Source organism: Primorskyibacter flagellatus (assembly GCF_048268605.1).
In the GTDB taxonomy this organism is placed as follows: Bacteria; Pseudomonadota; Alphaproteobacteria; order Rhodobacterales; family Rhodobacteraceae; genus Primorskyibacter; species Primorskyibacter flagellatus.
This window is the reverse complement of record NZ_JBLWVF010000006.1, coordinates 180287-203230: the sequence shown is the minus strand read 5'-3', so window position 1 is coordinate 203230 and position 22944 is coordinate 180287. Positions and strand designations below refer to the sequence as shown.

The window sequence follows — 22944 nt, the reverse complement described above, 5'->3', positions numbered from 1 at the left end:
GCGGCGCACAACGAGAACCCAAAACCTTACAAATGGGTCAAGTCCGCCGACGAAATCCTCGCCTCCGTCAAGCGGTTCTGCCAAAGAACACAGCAAACCCTATGTGGCGAACTTTAGATTCGGGTGACTAGTAGATACGGGAAGATTGAAGCAAGGAAAGCGCTATCGTTCCAGCTTGACTTACGGGCTGATTTTTAATTTGTGCACGTAAAAGAAACGTTTCGACGATTTTGTTCACGCTGGCACCGTCAGACAAATCCTTTAGGTTTGACGTCCCGAAAGAACGTTCTGTCTTTTCTTTAAACGTCTCAAGCTGCTTGTCGATGTCCAGAGAGCCAAAATCGCTTGGCAAGCCAAGTGCGGTCTCAAACACCGCTCGAAGGGCCGTCGTCCCCATTATTTGGAACCATTTTGTATCGTTACCCGACGTAGAGCTGGCTATTTCCGGCAACCCACGGGAAAAGTTCAAAGCCAATCGCATGTCATCATCTTGTTCGCCGACGGCAACTTCAAAAGTCTGGCTTTGGTATTTCTGCACAATCTCGTGATGAAAGTCAGACAACTTCGTTCGCGGCGTATCAAAATCTCCAAAGCCAAATGCCTTCGCAAATTCTGAATACCGTGAGTCCGACAGTTTGTTCGCCAAGGATGATGGGTTTAAGGTGCCTTCTTCCAAGACTTTTTGCACTAAAAACTTGCTGTCGATATCGTCGGAAAGCCCAAACGCCCCTAAAGCGATTCTTAGAAGTCGCCTATCGGATACTAGCTGCTCTGCCGTATCAATCTTTCCAATGTGTTCTTTAAAGTAGTCTGTGTCCCGCTGGATCGTGACAGAGTTGGCATGGGTGTTCTTCTGCACTGCCAAAGTTCTTTCCAGAAATTTCCAGCCGGATAGGCCTGTGGTAGGAATGACGGGTTGATAGGTCATGGTTGATGTGCCGCAAGCAGTCGGTCCTCTCGAGGAATAAGTGCTTTCAAGGCGCGAAGGCACTGATAGAACTGCTGACGCACCAGCGCGTCAGTTGCTTGGCCGAGAATTTTGCGACTATCGCCGTCAGTCAATATTTGGCTGAGTTCTTCGATTCTTCGCAAGAGTTGGTGTTTGACCACTTCAGGTGCCGCATCACCAGTCAAAACCAATTGAGCGGAATAGCAAATTCGTCGCACGGGCGTTGTGGCATCGTCGGGATGTATCGCATCGCGAAGCCTAAGGATATTGGCATTTGGTGACAGGATGGTAAATCGGCTTCTTCGGTCGCCATTTTCGACAACAGCGCCATTAATAAGCAACCTTTCCTTGGGTCCAAGTTTTAGCACCAGTCCGGTCATCGCTGTGCTCCTCCGTTGCTAAGGCCCTTCAAGATCGCAGCGTTGATTTGCAATAGCGGCGCAACGCCAGCGTTACCTTTAAGCACCTCACCGGTGTGGCGCTGTGTAAATTCAGCAAGATACATGATCTGGGCGCGCAAAGATGGAGGCAGCTGGTTTCCATCTCCCGCCACATCGACCGCCAGTGCGGTCCATAGTTTTCGATTGTCGTGCAGCGCCGATGCCAGTTCCGCAAAGCCCGCACTGCCCTTAAGTGCCGTTGCGCGAATTCGGTGCGTCACCTTCGCGATGATCTCATATTCAGTGCTACGGGCGGTACGTGTCGACGATGCCGAGTTTGAGTAGGCGCGTTGGGCCAACATGTGAGCGTTCACGTCACATCCTTCCGAAAGTTGCAATGTAGGGGGTCATTGGGGTGCGGAGGCCGTTGAAGCGGCCTCCGCAAATCAGTTTAGCGGAAAAGCGACAGCAAAGACTGCGGTGCTTGATTGGCAATCGAAAGCGCTTGAACACCAAGTTGCTGCTGTACCTGTAGCGCTTGAAGTCGCGCGGACGCCTCTTCCATATCGGCATCCACCATGGCACCGATGCCGGATGTCAGAGAATCTGTAAGATTCGAGATGAAATCAGCCTGGGTAGAAATCCGCCCTTCTACCGAGCCGAAGGCAGCAGCAGCTTCAATTGACGTGTCAATGAGGGTTTCGACAGCGGCAAGCGCAGCGGTCGCGCCCCCTGCGGTTGAAACGTCGATACCTGCCAGCGCACCAAGACCGCCCGAACCTGCGTTGGTAAACTGGCCGCTGACAGACAGGTCGACAGCGCCGGCATTGGTGAAGTCAAGCGTTCCAGGGGTGCCGCTGTCGTAATCGACAGTTAAACCAGCAATATTCAGATTGTCGATCTTTGACTTTAGCGCAACAGCGACCACATCAGCAGTCGTTGTCGACGCGGCGTCGTCAGCAGTAACCGTGTAGGAAACGGTCTCTCCGCCGACGGTCAGTGCAACCTTATCACCAGCTGCAAAAGGCAGACCGTTCTCAGCAATTTCAACCTGTTCGTTGCCGCCCCCGGCGTCCAATGCGAAGGCAACTGCATCACCGTTGCCGGACGAACCAATCGAACTACCCGAGAAAATATCATTGGCGGTATAGCCGCCCTGCGACAGGTCTTGTGCAGCTACTGTGATCGAAGAGGCAGTAACATTGCCAGCGCTGTCGCGATCAAGCGAAGACAAGATCGAAGCACCGCCGCCGCCATTAACGAGGTTCAAACCATTGAACTGCGCCGCACCAACGACGGATGCAATCTGATTTTTAAGCGCTGTAACGTCGTCGTTGATCTTATCTCGGTCGACGTTGTCTTCCTGTGCGGCGACGATCTTGCCCTTCATCTGAGTCAGTAGATCAGTGATCGTTTCAGATGCCTGCCGTGCTACTGCAACAGTAGATTCGCCAAGCGACAGACTGTCAGAGATGGCTTTGAAGCCCTTGACATCCGACTCCATGACTTTCGAGATCGCCCAGATCGCCGAGTTGTCCTTGGCGCTCGCAACATTTTTGCCTGTTGAGATCTGGCTTTGTGTTTGAGCCAAGCCAGAGTTGATGGATTTCAGAGTTTGCAGCGCGACCATCGCGCTGTTGTTTGTCAGAATGCTCGACATAGCATTTCCTTTTCTCAAATAGGGTCTTTAACCCGTTCAAACATGTCGCGGTTATCCGCGTCGAAAGCGCCATTCTGACTATTACAGCCCGGCCGCTCCGGTCACTGCGCCACCCCATCGGATGCTCGGCTATCTTGTGCGAATGATCCCTAATGGAGCGCTAATAACGTCAAGCTCTTATGTGCGATTTTATTGAAATTACGCGCGTTTCTCGATACGGCTTTGGTTCGTGCTGTCGAGGGCGGACTTGCGACCAGATTGATCGTAGGTTTCAAGCGATCTGCGAATCCTGCGAAGACTGCCCAGCCGATTGGCAACTGAACGAATCCCCAAAAGCGCACGATCGAGCAGGATCTGATTTCTTGCCAGTTTTTGTTGCAGTCTTGTGATGTCTAAAACGTCAGCGCCACTCAAGCTGGCAATCAGTGTCTCTTTTTGTGACACCATTCTGCCAATCTGATCCAGATCTCCGGACAGCAACGCCTCTCGCTCTGCATTCAGCAGATCATCCAGCGCATCCCGCACATCGTCTATATTATTTTCAGCCATCTTGACGTTCCTTCAATGCGTGAAAAATTGTTTCGGCCAGGCCGATGCCGCCGGATTGCGTGATGGCTCTGGCCTGCTCCATCCTCAGAAATGATGAAAACTGCGCTTCTCCAGCACCTCCTCCAAAGCTGTCGGGAGCCTCTGCCAAGCCGGCTGCTTTTAACATCTCGGACAGAAACTGAGCCTCCAGCTCACGGGATGCTGCCATCAAGGCCGTATCGCCGGGCGAAATCGAGATACTGCGGGGGTGAATTGACTGAACCAACATTTAAAGATCCTAAGTATGGTCTGATTAACTTCGATTTGATCCGACAGCGGTAAAGATGCGGTAACTAAAGTCCGTAATAGTGGTGCAGTGACAGAAACTGTCGGGAGCTCAGGAATGCTAGAACATCCGTTCTTGCGCTTTAATGGCGCTACAGATGACAATCATTTGGTCAAACAGAAGCGGGAGACGCCCAAGTCTGATTTCAAAACGTTTTTGGAAACAACCATCAACAAAGCGGTGCGTAGGCCGGATGAGACTCCATCGTCAGACGTCAAAAGCTCTGAAACGAAGGCCGACCTACGCAGTGACGAGGAAGCGAACGACGAAAATAGTGCTGGTGTACAAGGTGCCCTGACGGAGGACAGCACTGCTTTCGAAGAATTTTCTACAGAAGGCACGGTCGGCGCTGGTTTTTCAGCGGCAAAAGGGGCGGAGCATTCTCAGCGGTTGGCGGTATCCTTGGCATCTCGTGACAGCAGTTCAAAACCGCCAAACGGGGAAAAAGAGGCTCAGGGCCTAAATGCAGAAAAAGACGGCAAATCAGGGACAAATGCGGCCTTGGGGACAGATGGTAAGAGCAGGGTGGCGTTAAGCCGCGGTGCCTCTGCCGACGGTTTGATTTCGTCGCCCAACGTGCCCGGCCAAAACCCAACAAACAGAATCGATGCGCCAATCGCAGCCGAGATGCTGTCTGCGATGCCTGGCAGCTCGGGATCATTGCAGCCGCTTCTTGCGAGGCAAGGTTTGGTCGGCCAGACGACCAATGGGTCGAGGGTACCAGGGAGTACCGAATCTGATGGGAAAACCGTGATTGCCAAAAAAGAGCAGGTTAACATGGCTGAAGGAGGCGATGTTAGGGTCCATCCAGCGGCATCGCGCGTTGACAGTTCGATCCGTCATGCGTTCAGGGGCGCTGTGGCATCTCAACATGGTACCGCAGGCTATTCGTCTGGGATGACCTTGGCGCAAGAAAGATCTGATTCTCCTGTGCAGGTCACTGAATCAATACTGGAAGTCGAGTTTGATGCGGCGATTAAACAGCAATCAGGTGAGGGACCTTACACCACGCCAATTCAGGAATTGGGTCGGAAGGCAGCGACCCAGGCCATGTATCGTCCGGAAAATATTACACGACAAATCGTTGAGGCGATCCATCGAGCCGCCGACAACCGGGTTGAGATCCGCTTGAACCCGGATGAGTTGGGGCGTGTGCAGATCCAGATGACGACGACGGAGGCGGGCATCGTAATGTCTGTAATCTCTGAACGCCCGGAGACGACAGAACTGTTGCGACGCCATATCGATTTGCTCGCGCAAGAGTTCGAAGGGATGGGATATTCAGAAATGGAATTCACATTCAACGATGAGCGCGCAAGCGGTGAACAGCATAGCAGGCCGAATCATGCAAGCCCTGCCGAAAATCTAACAAACACCATGCAGAATCAAGGATCTCAGGAAGCGGCGACAATGGCCCTTACTGGGATAGATATAAGGATCTAAAGGAACCCGATGGACACAGTTACAACGCTTCCGCCCGCATATTCCGCATCATCTGGCACCGCACAAGCAACAGCGAGTAAGCCAACCCTCAGTTCAGATTTTGAGACATTCCTGCGCATGCTGACCGCACAAATGCAAAATCAGGATCCGCTGAACCCGGTCGATTCGACGGATTACGCCACACAATTGGCGACTTTTTCGTCAGTTGAACAGCAGGTGCTGTCTAATGATCTTCTGCGCAACATATCGTCCGCCCTTAATGTAGGAGGGTTGTCTCAACTGTCCGGCTGGGTCGGAATGGACGCACTGTCAGACGCGCCTGCCTATTTCACAGGCACGCCCGTTTCTGTGCGGCCAGAGATGCCGGAGGACGCCAGCAAGGTAGAGCTGGTCGTCAAGGATGACACCGGCGCAGTCGTCGCGCGGCAAGACATTACCGGCGAAGAAGGGATTATTGAGTGGGCGGGTAAAACTGAGTCAGGACAAGTTTTGCCTAGAGGCAATTACGAGTTCGAGGCGATCGCAACCGGAGCAGACGGCGACACTGAAACGCTTCCGATTTCAGTCTATGCGCGAATCGTCGAAGCGCGAACAGCCTCTGGTGGAATCGTTCTTGGGTTAGAGGGCGGTACAGAAATAGCATCTGATGAAGTCATTGCGTTACGGTCAGCCTGAGGGTTGGTAGATTGTCGCTTCTTGCAAGTGCGATCCATCTGTGAATTTGGCATGGAAGCTCTGCATGACTTTTCTGACCGATTGCACAGGCGACCTTGCAGAGTCTTTGCTTCGCCCGCCATTGCCCATGGCGAAAAACACACGCTCCTGAACACGCAAGCAAACTGGATAGTTTCCGTCTTGGGTGTATAAACCTTTTATCATTCAACGTAACCTTGTGGTGTTGCCTGAATGTCGCAATGCTGCAATCCAGAGAAAACATGCCTGATCGACTATAGAAACAGGTTTGAACGACGATCACATCATGTATAAGATGAAAGCATGAGGCGCTTTGCGCCCCTAAAAGTACAGTCTGGAGAGAATTATGAAAAAGTTTTCGATGATCGTCGCAGCCGCAGCCGCAGCTGTTGCCGTTTCGACCGCTGCTCCGCTGGCGGCTGAACCCGCAGCCGTCGACAGCGATCCCTTCGTCGCCACCCAAGGCCTGTCGGCCGTTCCGGCGCTCGGCATTGTTGCCGGCGTTGCCGCAATCGTGGTGATTGCAGCATCCTCATCGGGCACCTAAGCCCTTCGAGCGGATCTGAATGTGAAAGCGGCGGCCCATGGGCCGCCGCTTTCATTTTGTCGGACAACTATGGGTCAGTGACTCAGGGTACACATCCTGAAACGCGATCAGAATACGGCTTGGATTACCAAGGTGGTTCCGATGCCGATGGTCAATCCCAGCACCATCCAGATTGACCGTATGCGCCCGGTCCGAGGTTTTTCGACAGGTGTCGGCTCTGACTGACGGATAAGCGCTGCTTCAACCAATCCCGGCAGCCGAGGCCCAAAGCGGGCCATGACCTTCGCCGTCCGGGCCAGATCGCGCGCCACTGCACGAGGCCCGATGGACTGTTTGATGTAATCCTCGACAACCGGTTTGGCGACTTCCCAGATATTCATCTGCGGGTTGAGTGACCGTGCAACGCCTTCGACGACGACCATCGTGCGTTGCAGAAGAATCAACTCGGTGCGGGTTTCCATCCCGAAACGCTCGGTCACCTCAAACAGGTAGGACAATAAGCGGCCCATCGAGATCCGCGTTGCGTCCATGCCGAAAATCGGTTCGCCAACGGCGCGCAGGGCGCGGGCGAACTCGTCCACGTCTCGGTCAGCAGGAACGTAGCCCGCCTCGAAATGCACCTCGGCGACACGTTTGTAATCACGACGAATAAAGCCGAACAGAATTTCGGCATAGACCCGGCGCGTATATTCATCGATATGGCCCATGATCCCGAAATCGTAGGCGATGATATTTCCGTTCGGAGCAACCTTCAGGTTGCCTTGATGCATGTCTGCGTGGAAAAAACCATCGCGCAGGGCGTGTTTCAGGAAAAGCTGCAACGCTCTTTCGCTGATCGCGCGGCGGTCATGTCCGGCGGCGTCAATGGCCGCGTTGTCGCCCATCGGGACACCTTCCGCCCAGCCCAGTGTCATCACGCGGCGGGCTGACAGGGACCATTTGACCTGAGGTAATTCAAAGCCTTCATCGCCCACCGTATTGGCAGCAAATTCGGAAGCGGACGCCGATTCCAGGCGCAGATCAAGCTCGCCCAGAACCACGCCTTCAAAATGGGTGATGACCTCCATCGGGCGCAGGCGGCGCGACGACGGGGACAGAAGTTCGACCATGCGCGCCGCAAAATAAAACGCGTCGATGTCCTTGCGAAAGGCTTTCTCGATCCCTGGACGCAAAACCTTTACGGCGACGGTTTCGCCGGTTTCAGCGATACGGGCCTTGTGAACCTGCGCAATCGACGCCGCCGCCACCGGCTCGCCAAATTCTGAAAAGATGGTGTCGGCCGGGATTTCCAGCTCCCGCTCAATCTCGGCCTTCGCCAAAGCGGTCGAGAAGGGCGGCAGCTTGTCTTGCAGGACACGCAGTTGAACAGCAAGCTCGTCGCCGACAACATCCGGCCGCGTCGACAGAACCTGCCCGAACTTGATGTAGGCAGGGCCAAGAGCGGTCAGTGCGCGTGTGGCGGGCGGCATGGACGGATCGCCCTTGTAGCCCAGCCACTTGAATGGCCAACCCAAGGCGCGCGCGGCAATTCGCAACGGGCGCGGCGCGTCGAACGCGTCAAGCACGACGCCCATTGCGCCCGTGCGTTCCAGGGTGGCGCCGGTCCGGATCAGGCGCCAGATGTTATGGGGTCCGCGCATGGTCTAGATTTTCCAGCCGGAATGCAGGCAGGCCACGCCCATTGTCAGATTGCGGTATTTTGCCTGTTCGAAGCCAGCACCCTGCACCATGCCCAGAAAACTCTCTTGATCGGGAAAGCGCCGAATCGATTCCACCAGATATTGATAGCTGTCGCGATCTCCGGCAATCATCTGGCCCAGACGCGGGATGATGTTGAACGAGTAAAGATCGTACACTTTCTGCATCATGTCATTGGGTATTTGACTGAACTCCAGCACCATCAGACGACCGCCGGGACGCAGGACGCGGAACGCTTCGGCCAGGGCGTCTTGGGGACGGGTCACGTTCCGAATGCCAAAGGAGATGGTGTAGACGTCGAAACTGTTGTCGGGAAAGGGCAGGGACATCGCGTCGCCCACAATCCAATCGAGGCTATCGGCCATCGCTTCGGCCTCTGCCCGTTTGCGGCCTTCGGCAAGCATGGGTTCGGTCAGGTCCAGAACGGTCGCCTGCCCATGCCCCGCGCGCTTGAGAAACCGAAAGGCGATATCCCCGGTGCCGCCGGCAACGTCCAGCAACTGTTGACCCGGCCTTGGTGCCAGCCAATCCATCATCGCGTCTTTCCAGACCCGGTGGATGCCCATCGACATGGCGTCGTTCATCACGTCATATTTGGACGCAACAGAATTGAAGACGCCCTGAACGCGTCCGGCCTTTTCGTTTTCGGGAACGGTTTCAAATCCGAAATGCGTGGTTTTCTGAGCGTCCTGGGTCATCGGGCCTTGTGATCCTCGTGTGTGACCCTTCTTATAGAGCGCCGCTCCGCCGTTACAATGCGACCCTGCCGACAGGAGACACCCCGATGCCCGAATTGCCCGAAGTCGAGACAGTCCGTCGCGGCCTATCCCCCGTCATGGAGGGTGCGCGGATCACAAGGGCGCAGGTCAACCGGCCGGACCTGCGCTGGCCGTTTCCGCCCGATATGTCCGCCCGGTTGGCCGGAACTCGGGTCGAGCGGTTGCGGCGGCGTTCGAAATACATTCTTGCGGATCTGGATACCGGCGAGTCGCTGTTGATCCACTTGGGCATGTCGGGTCGGATGTTGATCTCGGGCGATCCGTTGGGAATATTTGCACATGAGCATCCGGCGGCGGAAAAACATGACCATGTCGTGTTCGACATGGATAATGGCGCGCGTATCACTTTCAACGATCCGCGACGCTTTGGTGCGATGGACCTGATGCCAACCGCCACGGCGGATCTGCATCCCTTGTTGGCCAAAATCGGACCGGAGCCGTTGGGAAACCAATTCTCTGAAAATCACCTGATCGGGGCGCTTCGGGGGCGGAACATGCCAGTGAAATCCGCACTACTCGATCAGAAGATCGTTGCGGGGCTTGGCAATATTTACGTTTGTGAAGCGCTGTTTCGGGCAGGAATATCGCCAATGCGCAAGGCGGGCAGGATCGCGGAAAAGCGTGTCGCACGTCTGGTTCCGATCATCCGCGATGTGTTGTCAGAGGCGATCGAGGCGGGCGGCTCATCCTTGCGCGATTTCCGACAGGCAGATGGTGAGTTGGGGTATTTTCAACACAGGTTTGATGTCTACGGTCGCGAAGGTTTGAAGTGCCGAACAGAAGGCTGTGAAGGGCCCGTCAAGCGAATCGTTCAGTCGGGACGATCCTCTTTCTTCTGCGGGCAATGCCAAAGATAACTTGATTGACCGGCCGCAAGTGGTAAGAAATCGGGTCTGAACGGAACAACCGAAAGCAGTTTTCATGGCCTATGAGACGATCATCGTCGAGGTAGAAGACCACATTGCCACTATCAAGCTGAACCGACCGGATGCGCTGAACGCGTTGAACTCGCATTTGCTGAAGGAATTGGTGAAGGCCCTGAAAGAGGCTGACGGCAATGAAAAAGTGCGGTGCATCATCCTGACCGGCTCTGCCAAGGCATTTGCGGCGGGCGCGGATATCAAGGAAATGTCGGAGAAATCCTATGTCGACATGTTCCTGTCCGATTACTTCGGAAATGAACATGAGCAGATGATGCGAATCCGCAAGCCGATCATCGCAGCGGTCGCTGGTTATGCCTTGGGCGGCGGGTGCGAATTGGCGATGATGTGTGATTTCATTATCGCGGCAGATAACGCGAAATTCGGCCAGCCCGAGATCAACCTTGGTGTGGTTGCGGGCCTTGGCGGCACGCAGCGTCTGACACGGTTCGTGGGCAAGTCAAAGTCAATGGACATGCATCTGACCGGCCGTTTCATGGATGCTGACGAGGCCGAACGATCTGGTCTGGTAAGCCGGGTCGTTCCGGCCAAGAAACTTATGGAAGAAGCTCAGGCGAGTGCCGCCAAGATCGCTGAAAAATCGGTGCTGACCTCGATGGCCGTGAAAGAATCGGTCAACCGCAGCTACGAGACGTCGCTTGCAGAGGGTATTTTGTACGAACGTCGTCTGTTTCAGTCCATGTTTGCCACCGAGGACCAGACAGAAGGCATGTCGGCATTTCTTGAAAAGCGCGCAGCGCAGTTCCGAGACAGGTGATCGGCTGCCCCCGAAAGCCAGGTGCTTGATAGATTTGGTTGGAGCGGGATGGCGTCGGACGCTGTTTCGGCTACGCCGAAAGCCGCCCCGCCCGCCATCCCGTATGCGGCGCGCGTTGGTTGGAATGGGGCAGCGGGGGCGCGGCGTGTCGATTGAGGTTTTGCCAGGGCAGTTCAGGCAAACTTTCAATCGAGCTGCGGTGTTTCTGGTCGGGAAATGGGGTTTCCAACGCCGCTCAAGCAGTCTATAGGACGCCGCTATATGCGCGTGATGCCCGCTCTGGCAAGAATCGATCCGATCGGCTGTGCCGTGATGTGGGTTTCATGACGCGAAGAATTTTGGAACCTGCAAGCTGGGAATACACATATGGCCAATTCGCCTCAGTCGAAGAAACGCGCAAAGCAGAACGAAAAGCGTTTCGCAATCAACAAGACGCGCCGGTCGCGCATCCGGACCTATCTGCGCAAAGTCGAAGAGGCGATTGCCTCTGGCGACAAGGACGCAGCAACAGCCGCATTGCGTGCAGCACAGCCAGAACTGATGCGTGGCGTCACCAAGGGCGTGTTCCACAAGAATACCGCGTCGCGCAAAATGTCGCGTCTGAGCGCCCGGGTCAAATCGCTGGCCTAAGCCGACCTGACGCATTGTTTGATGAAGGCACCGCTGCGCGGTGCCTTTTTTCGTGTTGTGGCCCGCCTGCATAGGGGTCAGAGATTCTTTTCGTGTTTAATGAGAGTCAAGATCGAAGAGCGGTTGCCGCTGACGGCGCGCAATTGGTAGTTTGTTCTTGCGAGTCACATCGCTGGGGGGACAGGCGAAGGCAGAACTTGCCACGGGCCGAGTTTAAGGCTGTTGCATTCTGCGTTCCTACGCCAGCTGCCAATAAGGTGGTGTAGAGCTAAGGGGGTATTACCCCCCAAGCCAGTCCAGTAATTGCGCGCGTGTCGCGGTCATGAATGTACTGCCTTGCCGGATTTGGGACTCTGGCGACGCTTGTTATGGCTGGATCATGCGTGTGGAAACAGTTCGTGTTCCGTTGCTGTTGCGGCAATGGGGTCAGGAATGTTTTGCCCGGATGATTTGGCCGCCCGCCGCTGCCGCGGTTGGTCGACGTTGGGAGATGGCATGAAATGGGGCCGGTATAAATGACACTGGAACAATGGGGCGCGTTGCAGGACAGTCTTTGCCAGACTGTGGGAAAAAATAACTATACGAACTGGCTAAAGCCGCTGAAATTCTCCGGGGTGCAGGACGGCGTGGCAAAGTTCCATGTGCCCACTAACTTTCTGGGCAGCTACGTTTCGCAGAACTTTGGCGAGCTTATTCTGGCCAAACTCTCGACCGAGTCGAGCAGTATCCGGCGCTTGCAATTCGAGGTGGCACCGCAGGGAGCACAGAACGCGCCGCGCCAGCCCACCACGGCACGGCCGGAACTGGCCGCGCAGTCCAAAGATGCGATGGCACCTGGCGGAGGCGACACATTGCCGGGCGCGCCGCTTGATGCACGGTTTACGTTCGATACATTCGTTGTGGGCAAGCCCAACGAATTGGCCCATGCCGCCGCGCGCCGGGTTGCAGAAGGCGGTCCGGTAACTTTCAACCCGCTGTTCCTTTATGGGGGGGTCGGGCTTGGCAAGACGCACCTGATGCATGCCATCAGTTGGGAACTTCGCGTGCGCAGTCCGCAGATGAACGTACTTTATCTTTCTGCCGAACAATTCATGTATCGTTTTGTTCAGGCCTTGCGCGATCGCAAGATGATGGACTTCAAAGAGATGTTCAGGTCAGTCGATGTATTGATGGTTGATGATGTTCAGTTCATCGCCGGCAAGGATTCCACGCAGGAAGAGTTCTTTCACACATTCAACGCGCTGGTGGATCAGAACAAGCAGATCATCATTTCCGCAGACCGGGCACCGGGCGAGATCAAGGATCTGGAAAACCGCATCAAATCGCGTCTTCAAAGCGGTCTTGTGGTGGATCTGCATCCCACTGACTACGAGTTGCGCCTTGGTATTCTGCAAACCAAGGTCGATGGGCATCGCCTGCAATATCCGGATCTGGAGCTTGAATCCGGCGTGCTGGAATTCCTTGCGCTGCGGATCTCGACAAATGTGCGGGTACTAGAAGGGGCGTTGACGCGGTTGTTTGCGTTTGCATCGCTGGTGGGCCGGCCGATCACAATGGATCTGACGCAGGATTGTCTGTCCGACGTGTTGCGCGCTTCGGAACGAAAAATCACCATTGAAGAGATTCAGCGCAAAGTGTCCGAGCATTACAACATCCGTCTCAGTGATATGATCGGACCGAAACGGGTGCGCAGTTTTGCGCGTCCGCGGCAGGTGGCGATGTATCTGTGCAAGCAGATGACCAGCAGATCGCTGCCTGAGATCGGGCGTCGCTTTGGCGGGCGTGACCACACCACGGTTATGCATGGGGTCAAACGTATCGAGGAACTGAAGGTTCAGGATGGTCAGATTGCCGAGGATCTGGAATTGTTGCGCCGCGCTCTTGAGGCCTGAAATCGCTGCACATCTGCATCAACGGGCGTCCCGATCCGGCGGACGCCCTTGACGACCCGAAAAATCCAATGGACAAACCAACAAAGCGCTTGGAACCACCTGTGGCTGCGGCTACCGTGTGTATCCCGGTAACGCGGAGGGTCGAGGAATGAAGTTCAGCATGGAACGCGCCACATTGCTAAAGGCAGTGGCGCAGGCGCAATCGGTGGTCGAACGCCGAAACACCATTCCGATCCTGGCGAATGTGTTGATAGAGGCCGAAGGGGACACGGTCTCATTCCGCGCCACCGATCTGGACATCGAGGTTGTCGACAAGGCCTCTGCTCAGGTTGAACGTGCAGGCGCAACAACTGTGTCTGCCGTCACTCTGCATGAAATTGTCCGCAAGCTGCCGGACGGCGCACTGGTTTCACTGACCGAAGAGGGTGCCACCGGGCGGCTGACGGTCGAGGCGGGACGGTCTAATTTCAGTCTTGCCACGCTGCCCAAAGAAGACTTCCCGGTAATGGCGACGTCGGAATATACGGCTAACTTCTCGGCAGAGGCGCAGGTGTTGCGGCGGCTGTTCGACAAGTCGAAATTCGCGATCTCCACTGAAGAAACACGATATTACCTTAACGGTGTCTATATGCATGTCGCCGATGGCGAGGATGGCAAAGTGCTGCGATGCGTCGCGACCGATGGCCACCGTCTGGCCCGGATCGACGCGCCGCTGCCGAAAGGTGCCGAGGACATGCCGGGCGTGATCGTTCCGCGCAAGACCGTGGGCGAGATGCGAAAACTTCTGGAAGACGACGAGATGCAGATCGCCGTCTCGGTTTCCGAGACCAAGGTGCGGTTCGCCACGCCGGAAATTACGCTGACCTCCAAGGTGATCGACGGGACATTCCCCGATTATACCCGTGTGATCCCGCAGGGAAATACCCGCCGGATGGAGGTTGACGCCTCCGATTTTGCCCGCGCCGTGGACCGTGTTGCGACAGTTTCTTCCGAACGCTCGCGCGCAGTAAAGCTTGCACTGGACGAAGACCGCTTGATCCTGTCGGTGAATGCACCCGATAGCGGTGCCGCCGAGGAAGAATTGGTCGTGGCCTACGCGGATGAGCGGCTGGAGATCGGGTTCAACGCCAAGTATCTGCTGGAGATCGCCAGCCAGGTGGATCGCGAGAATGCCGTTTTCCTGTTCAATTCCTCTGGGGACCCCACTTTGATGCGGGAAGGCAACGACACCAGCGCCGTCTATGTGGTCATGCCCATGCGCGTTTGACGGCAGGGCGCGCGCTATCCTTGCCTGAAGTCGGGGCTGCCGATGGTGCAGTGCAGCATCCATGACGAGCCTCTATCTGGAAAAGCTCACACTCTCGCATTTCCGGTCGCACAAGCGCGCGATGCTGGAGGTCGATGCCCGGCCCGTGGCACTGTTTGGGGCGAATGGGGCGGGCAAGACCAATATCCTCGAAGCGATTTCGCTGTTCTCGCCCGGTCGTGGATTGCGACGCGCCTCTGCCGAAGAGATGACGCGACGGCCGGAAGCGCTTGGCTGGAAGGTCACAGGACTGCTTCAGAGTTTGGCCAATGTCCACGAGGTCGCTTTTCAATCGCAAGCCGGCAACCCCCGACAGGTCCGCGTGGACGAAAAGGCCGCGACGCAACCGGCATTGGGGCGCATTGGACGGGTGCTTTGGCTGGTGCCGTCGATGGATCGGCTTTGGATCGAAGGCGCAGACGGGCGCAGGCGGTTTCTAGACCGGATGACGCTGTCATTTTTCCCCGGCCACGCCGAAGCCTCGCTGGACTATGAAAAGGCCATGAGGGAACGCAATCGCCTGCTCAAGGACATGGTGCGGGACGCCTCCTGGTATGCCGCGCTGGAGGTTCAGATGGCCGATACCGGTGCTGCGATCCACGCGAACCGGATTGCCGCGCTGGCAGAATTGCAGGGGGCGCAGGACGAAGCACAAACCGCATTCCCGACCGCAGATCTGGAACTGATCCAGTCGGAGGGGGGCATGCCGGAAACGGCTGCCGACTTGCGTGATGCGCTGGCTACAGGACGGCAGCGCGACATGGCCGCAGGGCGCACGTTGATCGGGCCACATCGCGCCGATATGGCAGCAACCTTCGCGGCCAAGGGCGTTCCGGCCCGCGATTGTTCGACGGGCGAACAGAAGGCGCTGCTGATCTCGTTGATCCTTGCCAATTCCCGTGCACTTGCCCGCAGTTTTGGCGCGCCGCCGCTTTTGCTGCTGGACGAGGTTGCCGCACATCTGGATGCGAACCGCCGTTCTGCGCTGTATGACGAGGTCTGCGCGCTTGGTGCACAGGCCTGGATGACCGGCACAGGGGCAGAGCTTTTTTCAGAACTGGGTCCCCGCGCACAGCGTCTGGAAATCAGCGAAACCGACGGGGTTTCTCAGGTGCTGCGCCACGGCGATTGAGGGTGCTGCACACGCAGCGGTTGTGATGTGTCATTTGACGCCGTCAAACCACCAAATCATGTGTCAATCGCGTGACAATGCCCCCAATGATAGGTATAAAATGCGCAAAATACCAAGGAAGGCCGGCATGTCCGATACCGAGCAAGAACAAACAGCCTATGGCGCAGATTCCATCAAAGTTCTCAGGGGCTTGGAGGCTGTGCGCAAACGGCCCGGCATGTATATCGGTGACACCGATGACGGCTCTGGTCTGCATCATATGGTATACGAAGTCGTGGACAACGGGATTGACGAGGCGCTCGCCGGTCATGCGACCAAGGTTTCGGTAAAAATACATGCCGACAGTTCGGTTTCGGTCCGCGACAACGGCCGCGGCATCCCGGTTGATATTCACGACGAAGAAGGCGTGTCTGCGGCAGAGGTCATTATGACCCAGCTTCATGCGGGCGGAAAATTCGACCAGAACTCGTACAAAGTGTCAGGCGGCCTGCACGGGGTTGGCGTCTCGGTCGTGAACGCTCTCAGCGATTGGCTGGAACTGCGCATCTGGCGCAACGGCAAAGAACATTACGCAAGGTTCGAGCGTGGCGATACGGTCGAACATCTGCGCGTTGTCGGGGATGCGAATGGCGAAAAGGGGACCGAGGTCCGCTTTTTCGCGTCGCTCACCACATTTTCGAACCACGATTTCCAGTTCGACACGTTGGAAAAACGCCTGCGCGAGTTGGCCTTTCTGAACTCTGGTGTGCGGATCGTGTTGGAGGATGAACGTCCCGCCGAGCCCCTACGCAGCGAGCTTTTTTTCGAAGGCGGCGTGCGCGAGTTCGTCAAATATATCGACCGATCCAAATCGCCCGTCATGCCGGATCCGATCTACATGACCGGAGAGCGGGATGGCATCGGCGTTGAGGTGGCGATGTGGTGGAATGACAGCTACCACGAAACCGTTCTGCCCTTTACCAACAACATTCCACAGCGCGACGGCGGCACCCATATGGCGGGCTTTCGTGGGGCGCTGACGCGGACAATCAACAACTACGCGCAATCCTCTGGCATCGCCAAGCGCGAGAAGATCAGCTTTACCGGCGACGATGCCCGCGAGGGGCTGACCTGCGTGCTGTCCGTCAAGGTGCCGGATCCGAAATTCTCCAGCCAGACCAAAGACAAGCTTGTATCGTCCGAGGTACGCCCGGCTGTCGAGGGTCTGGTCAACGAAAAGCTTGCCGAGTGGTTCGAGGAAAACCCGAACCAGGCCAAGCAGATCGTTGGCAAGATCGTCGAGGCCGCAATGGCGCGCGAAGCCGCCCGAAAGGCGCGGGAACTGACCCGGCGCAAGACGGCGATGGATGTGAATTTCCTCGCCGGCAAGCTCAAGGATTGTTCCGAAAAAGACCCTTCCAAGACCGAAGTCTTCCTGGTCGAGGGTGACTCGGCTGGCGGGTCCGCCCAGACGGGGCGTGACCGGCGCACACAGGCGATCCTGCCACTGAAAGGCAAGATCCTGAACGTCGAGCGCGCGCGTTTTGACCGGATGCTGGGCAGTCAGGAAATCGGCAACCTCGTCATGGCGCTTGGCACTGGGATCGGGCGGGATGAATTCGACATCTCGAAGCTGCGTTACCACAAGATTGTCATTATGACCGACGCTGACGTTGACGGGGCGCATATCCGGACGCTTCTGTTGACGTTCTTCTATCGGCAGATGCCGGAATTGATCGAGGGGGGTTACCTCTATATCGCCCAGCCGCCGCTATACAAAGTGGCGCGTGGCAAATCCGAGGTCTACATTAAGGACCAGGCCGCGATGGAGGAATACCTGATCCAGCAAGGCGTCGAGGGCGCGCTGCTGCGGCAAGGCAATGGCGAGGAAATCGCCGGTCAGGATCTTATTCGCGTGATCGAAGAGGCACGCCAATTGAAGCGCGTGCTTGATGCTTTCCCGACGCATTACCCGCGTCACATCCTTGAACAAGCGGCCATCGCGGGCGCTTTCGTTCCCGGTGCGGTCGAATCTGACCTTCAAGGCGTTGCGGATACGGTTGCAAAGCGGCTGGATCTGATCGCTGTGGAATACGAACAAGGCTGGCAAGGGCGCATTACGCAAGATCGGGGCATACGTCTGGCGCGCATTTTGCGTGGCGTTGAAGAAGTGCGCACCCTCGACGGGCCGATGCTGCGATCGGGAGAAGCCCGCAAGACGGGCAGTTTCACGCAAAGCCTGCAAGCCGTCTATGACCTTCCCGCCACATTGGAACGCAAGGATCGGCGACAGTTGATCCATGGGCCGCTGGACCTGTTGAAAGCGGTTCTGGACGAAGGCGAGAAGGGACTTTCCCTGCAACGCTACAAGGGGCTTGGCGAAATGAACCCAAGCCAACTTTGGGAAACCACGCTTGATCCCGATGCGCGGACCCTGCTTCAGGTCAAGGTCGATGACATGGCCGAAGCCGACGACCTGTTTACAAAACTGATGGGCGACGTCGTCGAACCCCGCCGCGAGTTTATCCAGCAGAATGCACTGAGCGTTGAAAACCTCGATTTCTGAGTCAGTTTCGGCAGCATGCTTTGCATGCGCCTGCCGGGCAATGGTCGAAACGTTCTTCAAAACCATCAAAGCCGAGCTGATCTGGCCAAGATTTTTTCCTGCACTGCAGCAAGCGCGAAAGGCCTGACAAAAAAGGCGCTTGTGCCGCATTTTCGGGCTGACTTCTTGCGCTCGCAACACGGTGTTTTTCAATGGAATCTGTTCCTTGTGCGTATTCGCAGCGTCAGAAATGCCGCGTGAGTGAGAGTTTGGTGCCGATGTGCAGCGGAAGGAACGACCAGTCATGCTGGCCGCAGCAAGGATCAGCTTTTGAATTTACAGATCGCGGACTTGACAGGCCTTCGCTGCAACTGCGCCAATATCCGGTTCGGCGAACCGTTCAACGAACGGCGTTTCTCGACGCTGCCGGGTACGCAACGATTGAGGGATCAACCGGCCCGTCGTGCGGCTTCGGGATCGGATGAGCCGCCCTGGGGAACCAGCGAGCGCACCAGATCGGTCATCTCCAGTATGCCAACCTGTTTGCCGTCCTTCGTCACACGGTAACGGTTGGTCGTATCGCCGCCCGACCTTTCGATTAACGATTCCAGGTTATCATCGTGATCGACTTCGCCGCTGATTCCGCCCATCTCTTCGGTCGTTTTGCGCATGACCGAACGCACACGCAAAACGCGGGCGCGGTTGATGTCGCTGACAAAGTCTTCGATGTAGGGGTCGCACGGGTTCAAAAGGATATGTTGCGGTTCCCCCTGCTGGACGATGAACCCGTCTTTGAGGATCACCAGATGGTCGGCCAGCTTTAGGGATTCATCCAGATCGTGGGTGATGAACACCACGGTTTTTTGCAACTCGGCCTGCAATTCGATCAGCAGGTTTTGCATGTCGGTGCGGATCAGCGGGTCAAGTGCCGAGAACGCCTCGTCCATCAGCATGATGTCGGAATTACTGGTCAATGCGCGGGCGATGCCCACACGCTGTTGCATCCCGCCCGAAAGCTGATGGGGATACTGTTCGCCTTGTCCCTCAAGCCCGACACGGGCCAGCCATTTGCGCGCTTCGTCTTCGTATTTCTTCTTGCTTTTGCCTTCGATTGAAGGGGCAAGGCCCGTGTTTTCCAGAACTGTGCGATGCGGAAACAGTGCGAATTTCTGGAACACCATCGACATCCGGTGTTGCCGCAGGTCGCGCAACTGCTTGTCGCTGTAGGAAAGAATGTCGTCGCCGTCCACCAGCACTTCGCCGGCGGTCGGGTCGATCAGACGATTCAGGTGCCGGATCAGGGTCGATTTCCCCGACCCCGACAACCCCATGATGACTGTTGTCTTGCCCGCAGGCATATCGACATTGATGTCGTTCAGTCCCAGAACGTGGTTATGTTCCGACAGCAAGTCGGTCTTGCCCATCCCGCTCTTCACATGCTCAAGCGCCATCTCCGGGTCATTTCCGAAGATTTTGTAAAGGTTCCGGATTTTGATTTTGATATCGTCTGACATGTCCGTTCCCTTATTTCGGCTGGCTGGAATTGATGCGGGCAAGTGCTGCTTTGGTCACCCGGTCAAGGATGATTGCAAGCAGAACAATTCCCAGACCCGAAAGCAGGCCGACGCCCAGTTCCAGACTGCGGATACCGCGCAGGACAAGCACGCCAAGGCCCGGTGCGGATACCAGCGATGCGATGACAACCATCGCAAGGCTCATCATGATGGTCTGGTTGACCCCGGCCATGATATTGGGCAAGGCCAGCGGAATTTGGACCCCGAACAGTTTTTGACGGCTGGTCATCCCAAAGGCGTCCGCGGCCTCGATTACGTCCTGGTCAACAAGGCGAATACCAAGGTCGGTCAGGCGCACCACGGGCACGATGGCGTAAAGAATGATCGCGATGCCGTATAGCTTTGGTTCCGTCACCGAAAACAGGAAAATCAGCGGGATCAAATAGACAAAGGGTGGTAGGGTTTGCAGCATGTCGAGGATCGGGATCATGATCCGTTGCGTGCGGTCACTTCGCGACATTGCAATGCCTATCGGCACCCCCAACAGCACGCAAATGAAGGCACAGACGAAAATGATCGCCAGCGTCTGCATGGTGTAGTCATAGTAGTCGACGAATGCGAGAAATCCAAAACACAGCGCGACAAGCCCGACCAGTTTCCGCGACCGGCCAACCGCATAGGTGATCAGCATCAGCAGCGGGATCATGATCCACCACGGCACAGCCTGCATCACCCACAGCATTTCGTTCAGCGCCCAGCTAAGCGGTTGGGTCAATGGATCGACAACCACCTTTAGACTGTCCTTGATGTTCAGGAACCCGCTTTCCAGACCTGTGGTCAGGTCGCGCGATTGCGGAATCGCGTCGCAGGCGTCATGCAGATTGTCGAGCGACGGGAATGGCGTGTCCCATGCCGAAACCTCGACCGCGTCGCCAGTGGTTTTGCCGAGTAAGTCAGCCATCGACATCGGGCCGCTGCTGCCATTCTCGCCACCGTCACTGCCATCGCACCAGTCCCGCAGGCCCAGCTTGTCGAATATGAAATCGTAAGTTGCCATCCGTCCCTCGTCCGGGGGCATTTCGCGGCCCCTCATGGTTCTGTTATCCAGCATTTGGAATGCAACGAGCCGGCGCGTTATGTACCGGATCGTCGTAATTTGTGATCGTGCCCTACTCGGCCAGAAGCTTGGACAGGCGCTGACGGGCATCATCGTTCAGCCAGTCAGCCCACTCGTCCTTGTTGTTCTGTAGGAAATACACGGCCGCCTCTTCGGTCGACGCGTTGTTTTCGCCCTGCCAAGCCAGAAGCGCGCTCATCTCATCGGTCGAAAAGCTGATGTTGGAGATCAGTTTGGCCACTTCGGGTTCACGTTCGGTAAAGCTGGTCGTGGCGACCGTATAGACAAGGCTGGGCGGATAGGCTGTTTTCTGAGGATTGCCGAAATCCGGGTCAAGATTGCTTTCGTGAAGCTCGGCGTTGGCCTCACCGATATCGACCATCGTCATGTCGAAACGGCCCATGATTGCCGTTGGCTCCCAGTAGTAACCGAACCACGGCTCTTTGGCCTCATAGGCGGCGGCGAGCGATGCAGCGAGAGTCTGGCCGGAACCGTGGTCGAAAATCTCGATCCCCGCGTCCTCGACGCCATAGGCCCGCGCGATGTTGTGGTTGATGATATTGCACACCCAGCCGCCATCGGGGCAGTTGTTGAAACGGTTGCCGACCAGTTCGGGGTTATCCAAGATCCCTTGAATCGTTTTCAACTCGGGATGTTCGTCGGCCAGATATGTCGGAATCCACCATGCCTCGATGCCGCCGGGGTCCAGAACCTGTGCCATGTCTTCGATCACGCCTTCGGCCTTCAGCTTATCATAAGCCTCTCCAGCCGAGTTTACCCAAAGTTCGGTGACGATGTCGGGTTCTTCGTTTTCCGCCAGCGAGGTCAGCGCCGGGATGGTATCCGAGGGCACACGGGTCACGGTACAGCCGTAGCCCTGCTCCATCAGAAAGGTCGAAATTTCGGTGGTGATGATCGCCGAGGCGAATGTCATCTCGGTGATCGAAACCTCGCCGCAATCGGCAAGCGCGGCGGCGGGAAAGGCGGCGCTGATAAGGGACGCAATAACAGTCTTTTTCATGTTAGGTCTCTTTTTCTTGCTTTTTGTCATAAGAATTGGGCGGGACCACAATGGTCCCGCCCGATTTCGGATCACTTCAACAGTGCCGAAAGCTTCTCACGCGCGTCGTCATTGATCCACTCTTTCCAGATGTCGGCGTTATTGCTCAGGAAGTAGACGGCCGCCTCTTCACTGCTGGCGTTGTTCTCGTCCATCCATGCCAGAAGGCCGCTCATCTGGTCGGTCTTGAACTGGACGTTGGACATCATCTCGGAAATCTCGGGGTGAGAGGCCTGAAAGTCCTTGGTCACAACGGTCAGGATCGGAGCGGTCGCAAATTCGGTCACGGCAGCATCCGGGGAATCCGCGTTCGCATTGGCTTTCTGCGCTGCCTCGTTCTCTTCACCCAAGCTGACCTTGGTCATGTCGAACTTGCCCAGCGGCGTGGTTGGGCCCCAGTAGTAACCGAACCACGGCTTTTCGCTTTGAACTGCCGCTGCCATCGACGTGGCCAGCGTTTCGCCCGATCCGTGGTTGAACACCTCGATGCCCGAACCTTCCAGATCCATCGCGCGGATCAGGTTGTCGTTGACGATCCGGCAGCCCCAGCCATCAGGACAGTTGTTGAACATGCCGCCGACCAAATCTGGGTTCGCCATGACACCTTCGATGGTTTTCAGTTCGGGGTGCGCCTCGGCCAGATATGTCGGAATCCACCAGCCTTCGACACCGCCGGGCTCAAGAACAGACGTCAATTCGACGATCTTGCCGTCGGCCTTGATCTTCTTATAGGCGTCACCGGCCGAGTTCGGCCAAAGTTCCGGCACGATATCGGGTTCGTTGTTTTCCGACAGCGACGTGACGGCAGGCGTGGTGTCGGACGGTACGACGGTGACATCGCAGCCATAGCCTTGCTCGAGCAGGAAATTGGACACCGCAACCACGACACCGGCCGAGGCCCAGTTCATCTCGGCGATGGTGATTTCACCGCAATCCTCTTGTGCCATGGCCACTCCGGGGGCAGTGACAGCTGCAAGGGCAGCGCTAAGAATATAGCGTTTCATATTGGGTACTCCTGTTTGTTTATTCAGTTTGGCAACCGCAAGGA

Annotated in this window: 23 protein-coding genes; 11 read left to right on the top strand and 12 right to left on the bottom strand. The window is 56.4% G+C overall.

The genetic code is table 11. The annotated features are described in order from the left end of the window. Window positions 1–127: 127 nt before the first annotated feature. From ACN0WV_RS09665 to ACN0WV_RS09640, 6 genes are all read right to left on the bottom strand, one after another. Window positions 128–928: a DUF1217 domain-containing protein gene (locus tag ACN0WV_RS09665; protein ID WP_417605357.1), complete on the bottom strand. Its 801-nt coding sequence runs from the start codon at window positions 926–928 to the stop codon at window positions 128–130. Continuing rightward, window positions 925–1329 carry a flagellar biosynthesis repressor FlbT gene (gene flbT, locus ACN0WV_RS09660; RefSeq protein ID WP_084355066.1) on the bottom strand — a complete coding sequence of 135 codons (405 nt, stop codon included), beginning with the start codon at window positions 1327–1329 and terminating at the stop codon, window positions 925–927. The genes ACN0WV_RS09665 and flbT overlap by 4 nt, the downstream gene beginning before the upstream one ends. Further along, on the bottom strand, window positions 1326–1691 hold the full coding sequence (gene flaF, locus ACN0WV_RS09655; protein ID WP_417605354.1) for a flagellar biosynthesis regulator FlaF: 366 nt from the start codon (window positions 1689–1691) through the stop codon (window positions 1326–1328). The genes flbT and flaF overlap by 4 nt, the downstream gene beginning before the upstream one ends. 89 nt (window positions 1692–1780) lie before the next feature. Next, a complete protein-coding gene (locus ACN0WV_RS09650; RefSeq protein WP_417605353.1) occupies window positions 1781–2989 on the bottom strand; it encodes a flagellin N-terminal helical domain-containing protein in 1209 nt (402 codons plus the stop codon). A 198-nt stretch (window positions 2990–3187) separates the two neighbouring features. Further along, a complete protein-coding gene (locus tag ACN0WV_RS09645) occupies window positions 3188–3538 on the bottom strand; it encodes a flagellar biosynthesis protein FlgN (protein WP_417605351.1) in 351 nt (116 codons plus the stop codon). After that, window positions 3531–3806, bottom strand: a complete 276-nt coding sequence (locus ACN0WV_RS09640) for a rod-binding protein (protein WP_417605349.1) — start codon at window positions 3804–3806, stop codon at window positions 3531–3533. Before ACN0WV_RS09640 ends, ACN0WV_RS09645 begins: the two co-directional genes overlap by 8 nt. Window positions 3807–3920: 114 nt before the next feature. Between ACN0WV_RS09640 and ACN0WV_RS09635 the strand changes: the two genes are divergently transcribed. The 3 genes from ACN0WV_RS09635 to ACN0WV_RS09625 all read left to right on the top strand — a co-directional run bounded on the left by ACN0WV_RS09635 (window position 3921) and on the right by ACN0WV_RS09625 (window position 6546). Further along, a complete protein-coding gene (locus tag ACN0WV_RS09635; RefSeq protein ID WP_417605348.1) occupies window positions 3921–5306 on the top strand; it encodes a flagellar hook-length control protein FliK in 1386 nt (461 codons plus the stop codon). A 9-nt stretch (window positions 5307–5315) separates the two neighbouring features. After that, window positions 5316–5981, top strand: a complete 666-nt coding sequence (locus ACN0WV_RS09630) for a flagellar hook capping FlgD N-terminal domain-containing protein (RefSeq protein WP_417605347.1) — start codon at window positions 5316–5318, stop codon at window positions 5979–5981. A 364-nt stretch (window positions 5982–6345) separates the two neighbouring features. Beyond that, window positions 6346–6546, top strand: a complete 201-nt coding sequence (locus ACN0WV_RS09625) for a hypothetical protein (protein ID WP_417605345.1) — start codon at window positions 6346–6348, stop codon at window positions 6544–6546. Window positions 6547–6653: 107 nt separating this feature from the next. Here ACN0WV_RS09625 and ubiB read toward each other — a convergent pair whose 3' ends face one another. Together ubiB and ubiE are read right to left on the bottom strand one after the other, a co-directional pair. Next, complete coding sequence (ubiB, locus tag ACN0WV_RS09620) at window positions 6654–8186, bottom strand: 2-polyprenylphenol 6-hydroxylase (protein WP_084355058.1); 1533 nt, start codon at window positions 8184–8186, stop codon at window positions 6654–6656. 3 nt (window positions 8187–8189) lie between these two features. Next, on the bottom strand, window positions 8190–8942 hold the full coding sequence (ubiE, locus tag ACN0WV_RS09615; RefSeq protein ID WP_417605343.1) for a bifunctional demethylmenaquinone methyltransferase/2-methoxy-6-polyprenyl-1,4-benzoquinol methylase UbiE: 753 nt from the start codon (window positions 8940–8942) through the stop codon (window positions 8190–8192). Between the two features lie 86 nt (window positions 8943–9028). Between ubiE and mutM the strand changes: the two genes are divergently transcribed. The 8 genes from mutM to ACN0WV_RS09575 all read left to right on the top strand — a co-directional run bounded on the left by mutM (window position 9029) and on the right by ACN0WV_RS09575 (window position 18466). Continuing rightward, a complete protein-coding gene (gene mutM, locus ACN0WV_RS09610) occupies window positions 9029–9880 on the top strand; it encodes a bifunctional DNA-formamidopyrimidine glycosylase/DNA-(apurinic or apyrimidinic site) lyase (protein WP_417605341.1) in 852 nt (283 codons plus the stop codon). 64 nt (window positions 9881–9944) lie between these two features. Then, window positions 9945–10721, top strand: a complete 777-nt coding sequence (locus tag ACN0WV_RS09605) for an enoyl-CoA hydratase (RefSeq protein ID WP_417605339.1) — start codon at window positions 9945–9947, stop codon at window positions 10719–10721. A gap of 366 nt (window positions 10722–11087) precedes the next feature. Continuing rightward, the gene (rpsT, locus tag ACN0WV_RS09600; protein WP_084355054.1) at window positions 11088–11351 is read left to right on the top strand and encodes a 30S ribosomal protein S20; all 264 of its coding nucleotides are present in this window, start codon (window positions 11088–11090) and stop codon (window positions 11349–11351) included. A 515-nt stretch (window positions 11352–11866) separates the two neighbouring features. Continuing rightward, window positions 11867–13243 carry a chromosomal replication initiator protein DnaA gene (gene dnaA / locus ACN0WV_RS09595; RefSeq protein ID WP_417605338.1) on the top strand — a complete coding sequence of 459 codons (1377 nt, stop codon included), beginning with the start codon at window positions 11867–11869 and terminating at the stop codon, window positions 13241–13243. Window positions 13244–13391: 148 nt separating this feature from the next. Then, window positions 13392–14510 carry a DNA polymerase III subunit beta gene (gene dnaN, locus ACN0WV_RS09590; RefSeq protein ID WP_417605336.1) on the top strand — a complete coding sequence of 373 codons (1119 nt, stop codon included), beginning with the start codon at window positions 13392–13394 and terminating at the stop codon, window positions 14508–14510. Window positions 14511–14571: 61 nt separating this feature from the next. Beyond that, on the top strand, window positions 14572–15681 hold the full coding sequence (gene recF, locus ACN0WV_RS09585; protein ID WP_417605335.1) for a DNA replication/repair protein RecF: 1110 nt from the start codon (window positions 14572–14574) through the stop codon (window positions 15679–15681). 127 nt (window positions 15682–15808) lie between these two features. Continuing rightward, complete coding sequence (gyrB, locus tag ACN0WV_RS09580; protein WP_417605333.1) at window positions 15809–18226, top strand: DNA topoisomerase (ATP-hydrolyzing) subunit B; 2418 nt, start codon at window positions 15809–15811, stop codon at window positions 18224–18226. 15 nt (window positions 18227–18241) lie between these two features. Beyond that, window positions 18242–18466, top strand: a complete 225-nt coding sequence (locus tag ACN0WV_RS09575) for a hypothetical protein (RefSeq protein ID WP_417605376.1) — start codon at window positions 18242–18244, stop codon at window positions 18464–18466. A 188-nt stretch (window positions 18467–18654) separates the two neighbouring features. Here the strand turns inward: ACN0WV_RS09575 and ACN0WV_RS09570 are convergent, their stop codons facing one another. From ACN0WV_RS09570 to ACN0WV_RS09555, 4 genes are all read right to left on the bottom strand, one after another. Continuing rightward, the gene (locus tag ACN0WV_RS09570; RefSeq protein WP_417605331.1) at window positions 18655–19719 is read right to left on the bottom strand and encodes a quaternary amine ABC transporter ATP-binding protein; all 1065 of its coding nucleotides are present in this window, start codon (window positions 19717–19719) and stop codon (window positions 18655–18657) included. 10 nt (window positions 19720–19729) lie between these two features. Continuing rightward, window positions 19730–20776 carry an ABC transporter permease gene (locus ACN0WV_RS09565; protein ID WP_417605374.1) on the bottom strand — a complete coding sequence of 349 codons (1047 nt, stop codon included), beginning with the start codon at window positions 20774–20776 and terminating at the stop codon, window positions 19730–19732. Window positions 20777–20888: 112 nt separating this feature from the next. Beyond that, window positions 20889–21857 (bottom strand): glycine betaine ABC transporter substrate-binding protein, encoded by a 969-nt coding sequence (locus tag ACN0WV_RS09560; protein WP_084352761.1) that lies wholly within the window; start codon window positions 21855–21857, stop codon window positions 20889–20891. Between the two features lie 71 nt (window positions 21858–21928). Further along, window positions 21929–22900: an ABC transporter substrate-binding protein gene (locus tag ACN0WV_RS09555; RefSeq protein WP_417605329.1), complete on the bottom strand. Its 972-nt coding sequence runs from the start codon at window positions 22898–22900 to the stop codon at window positions 21929–21931. Window positions 22901–22944: the final 44 nt, after the last annotated feature.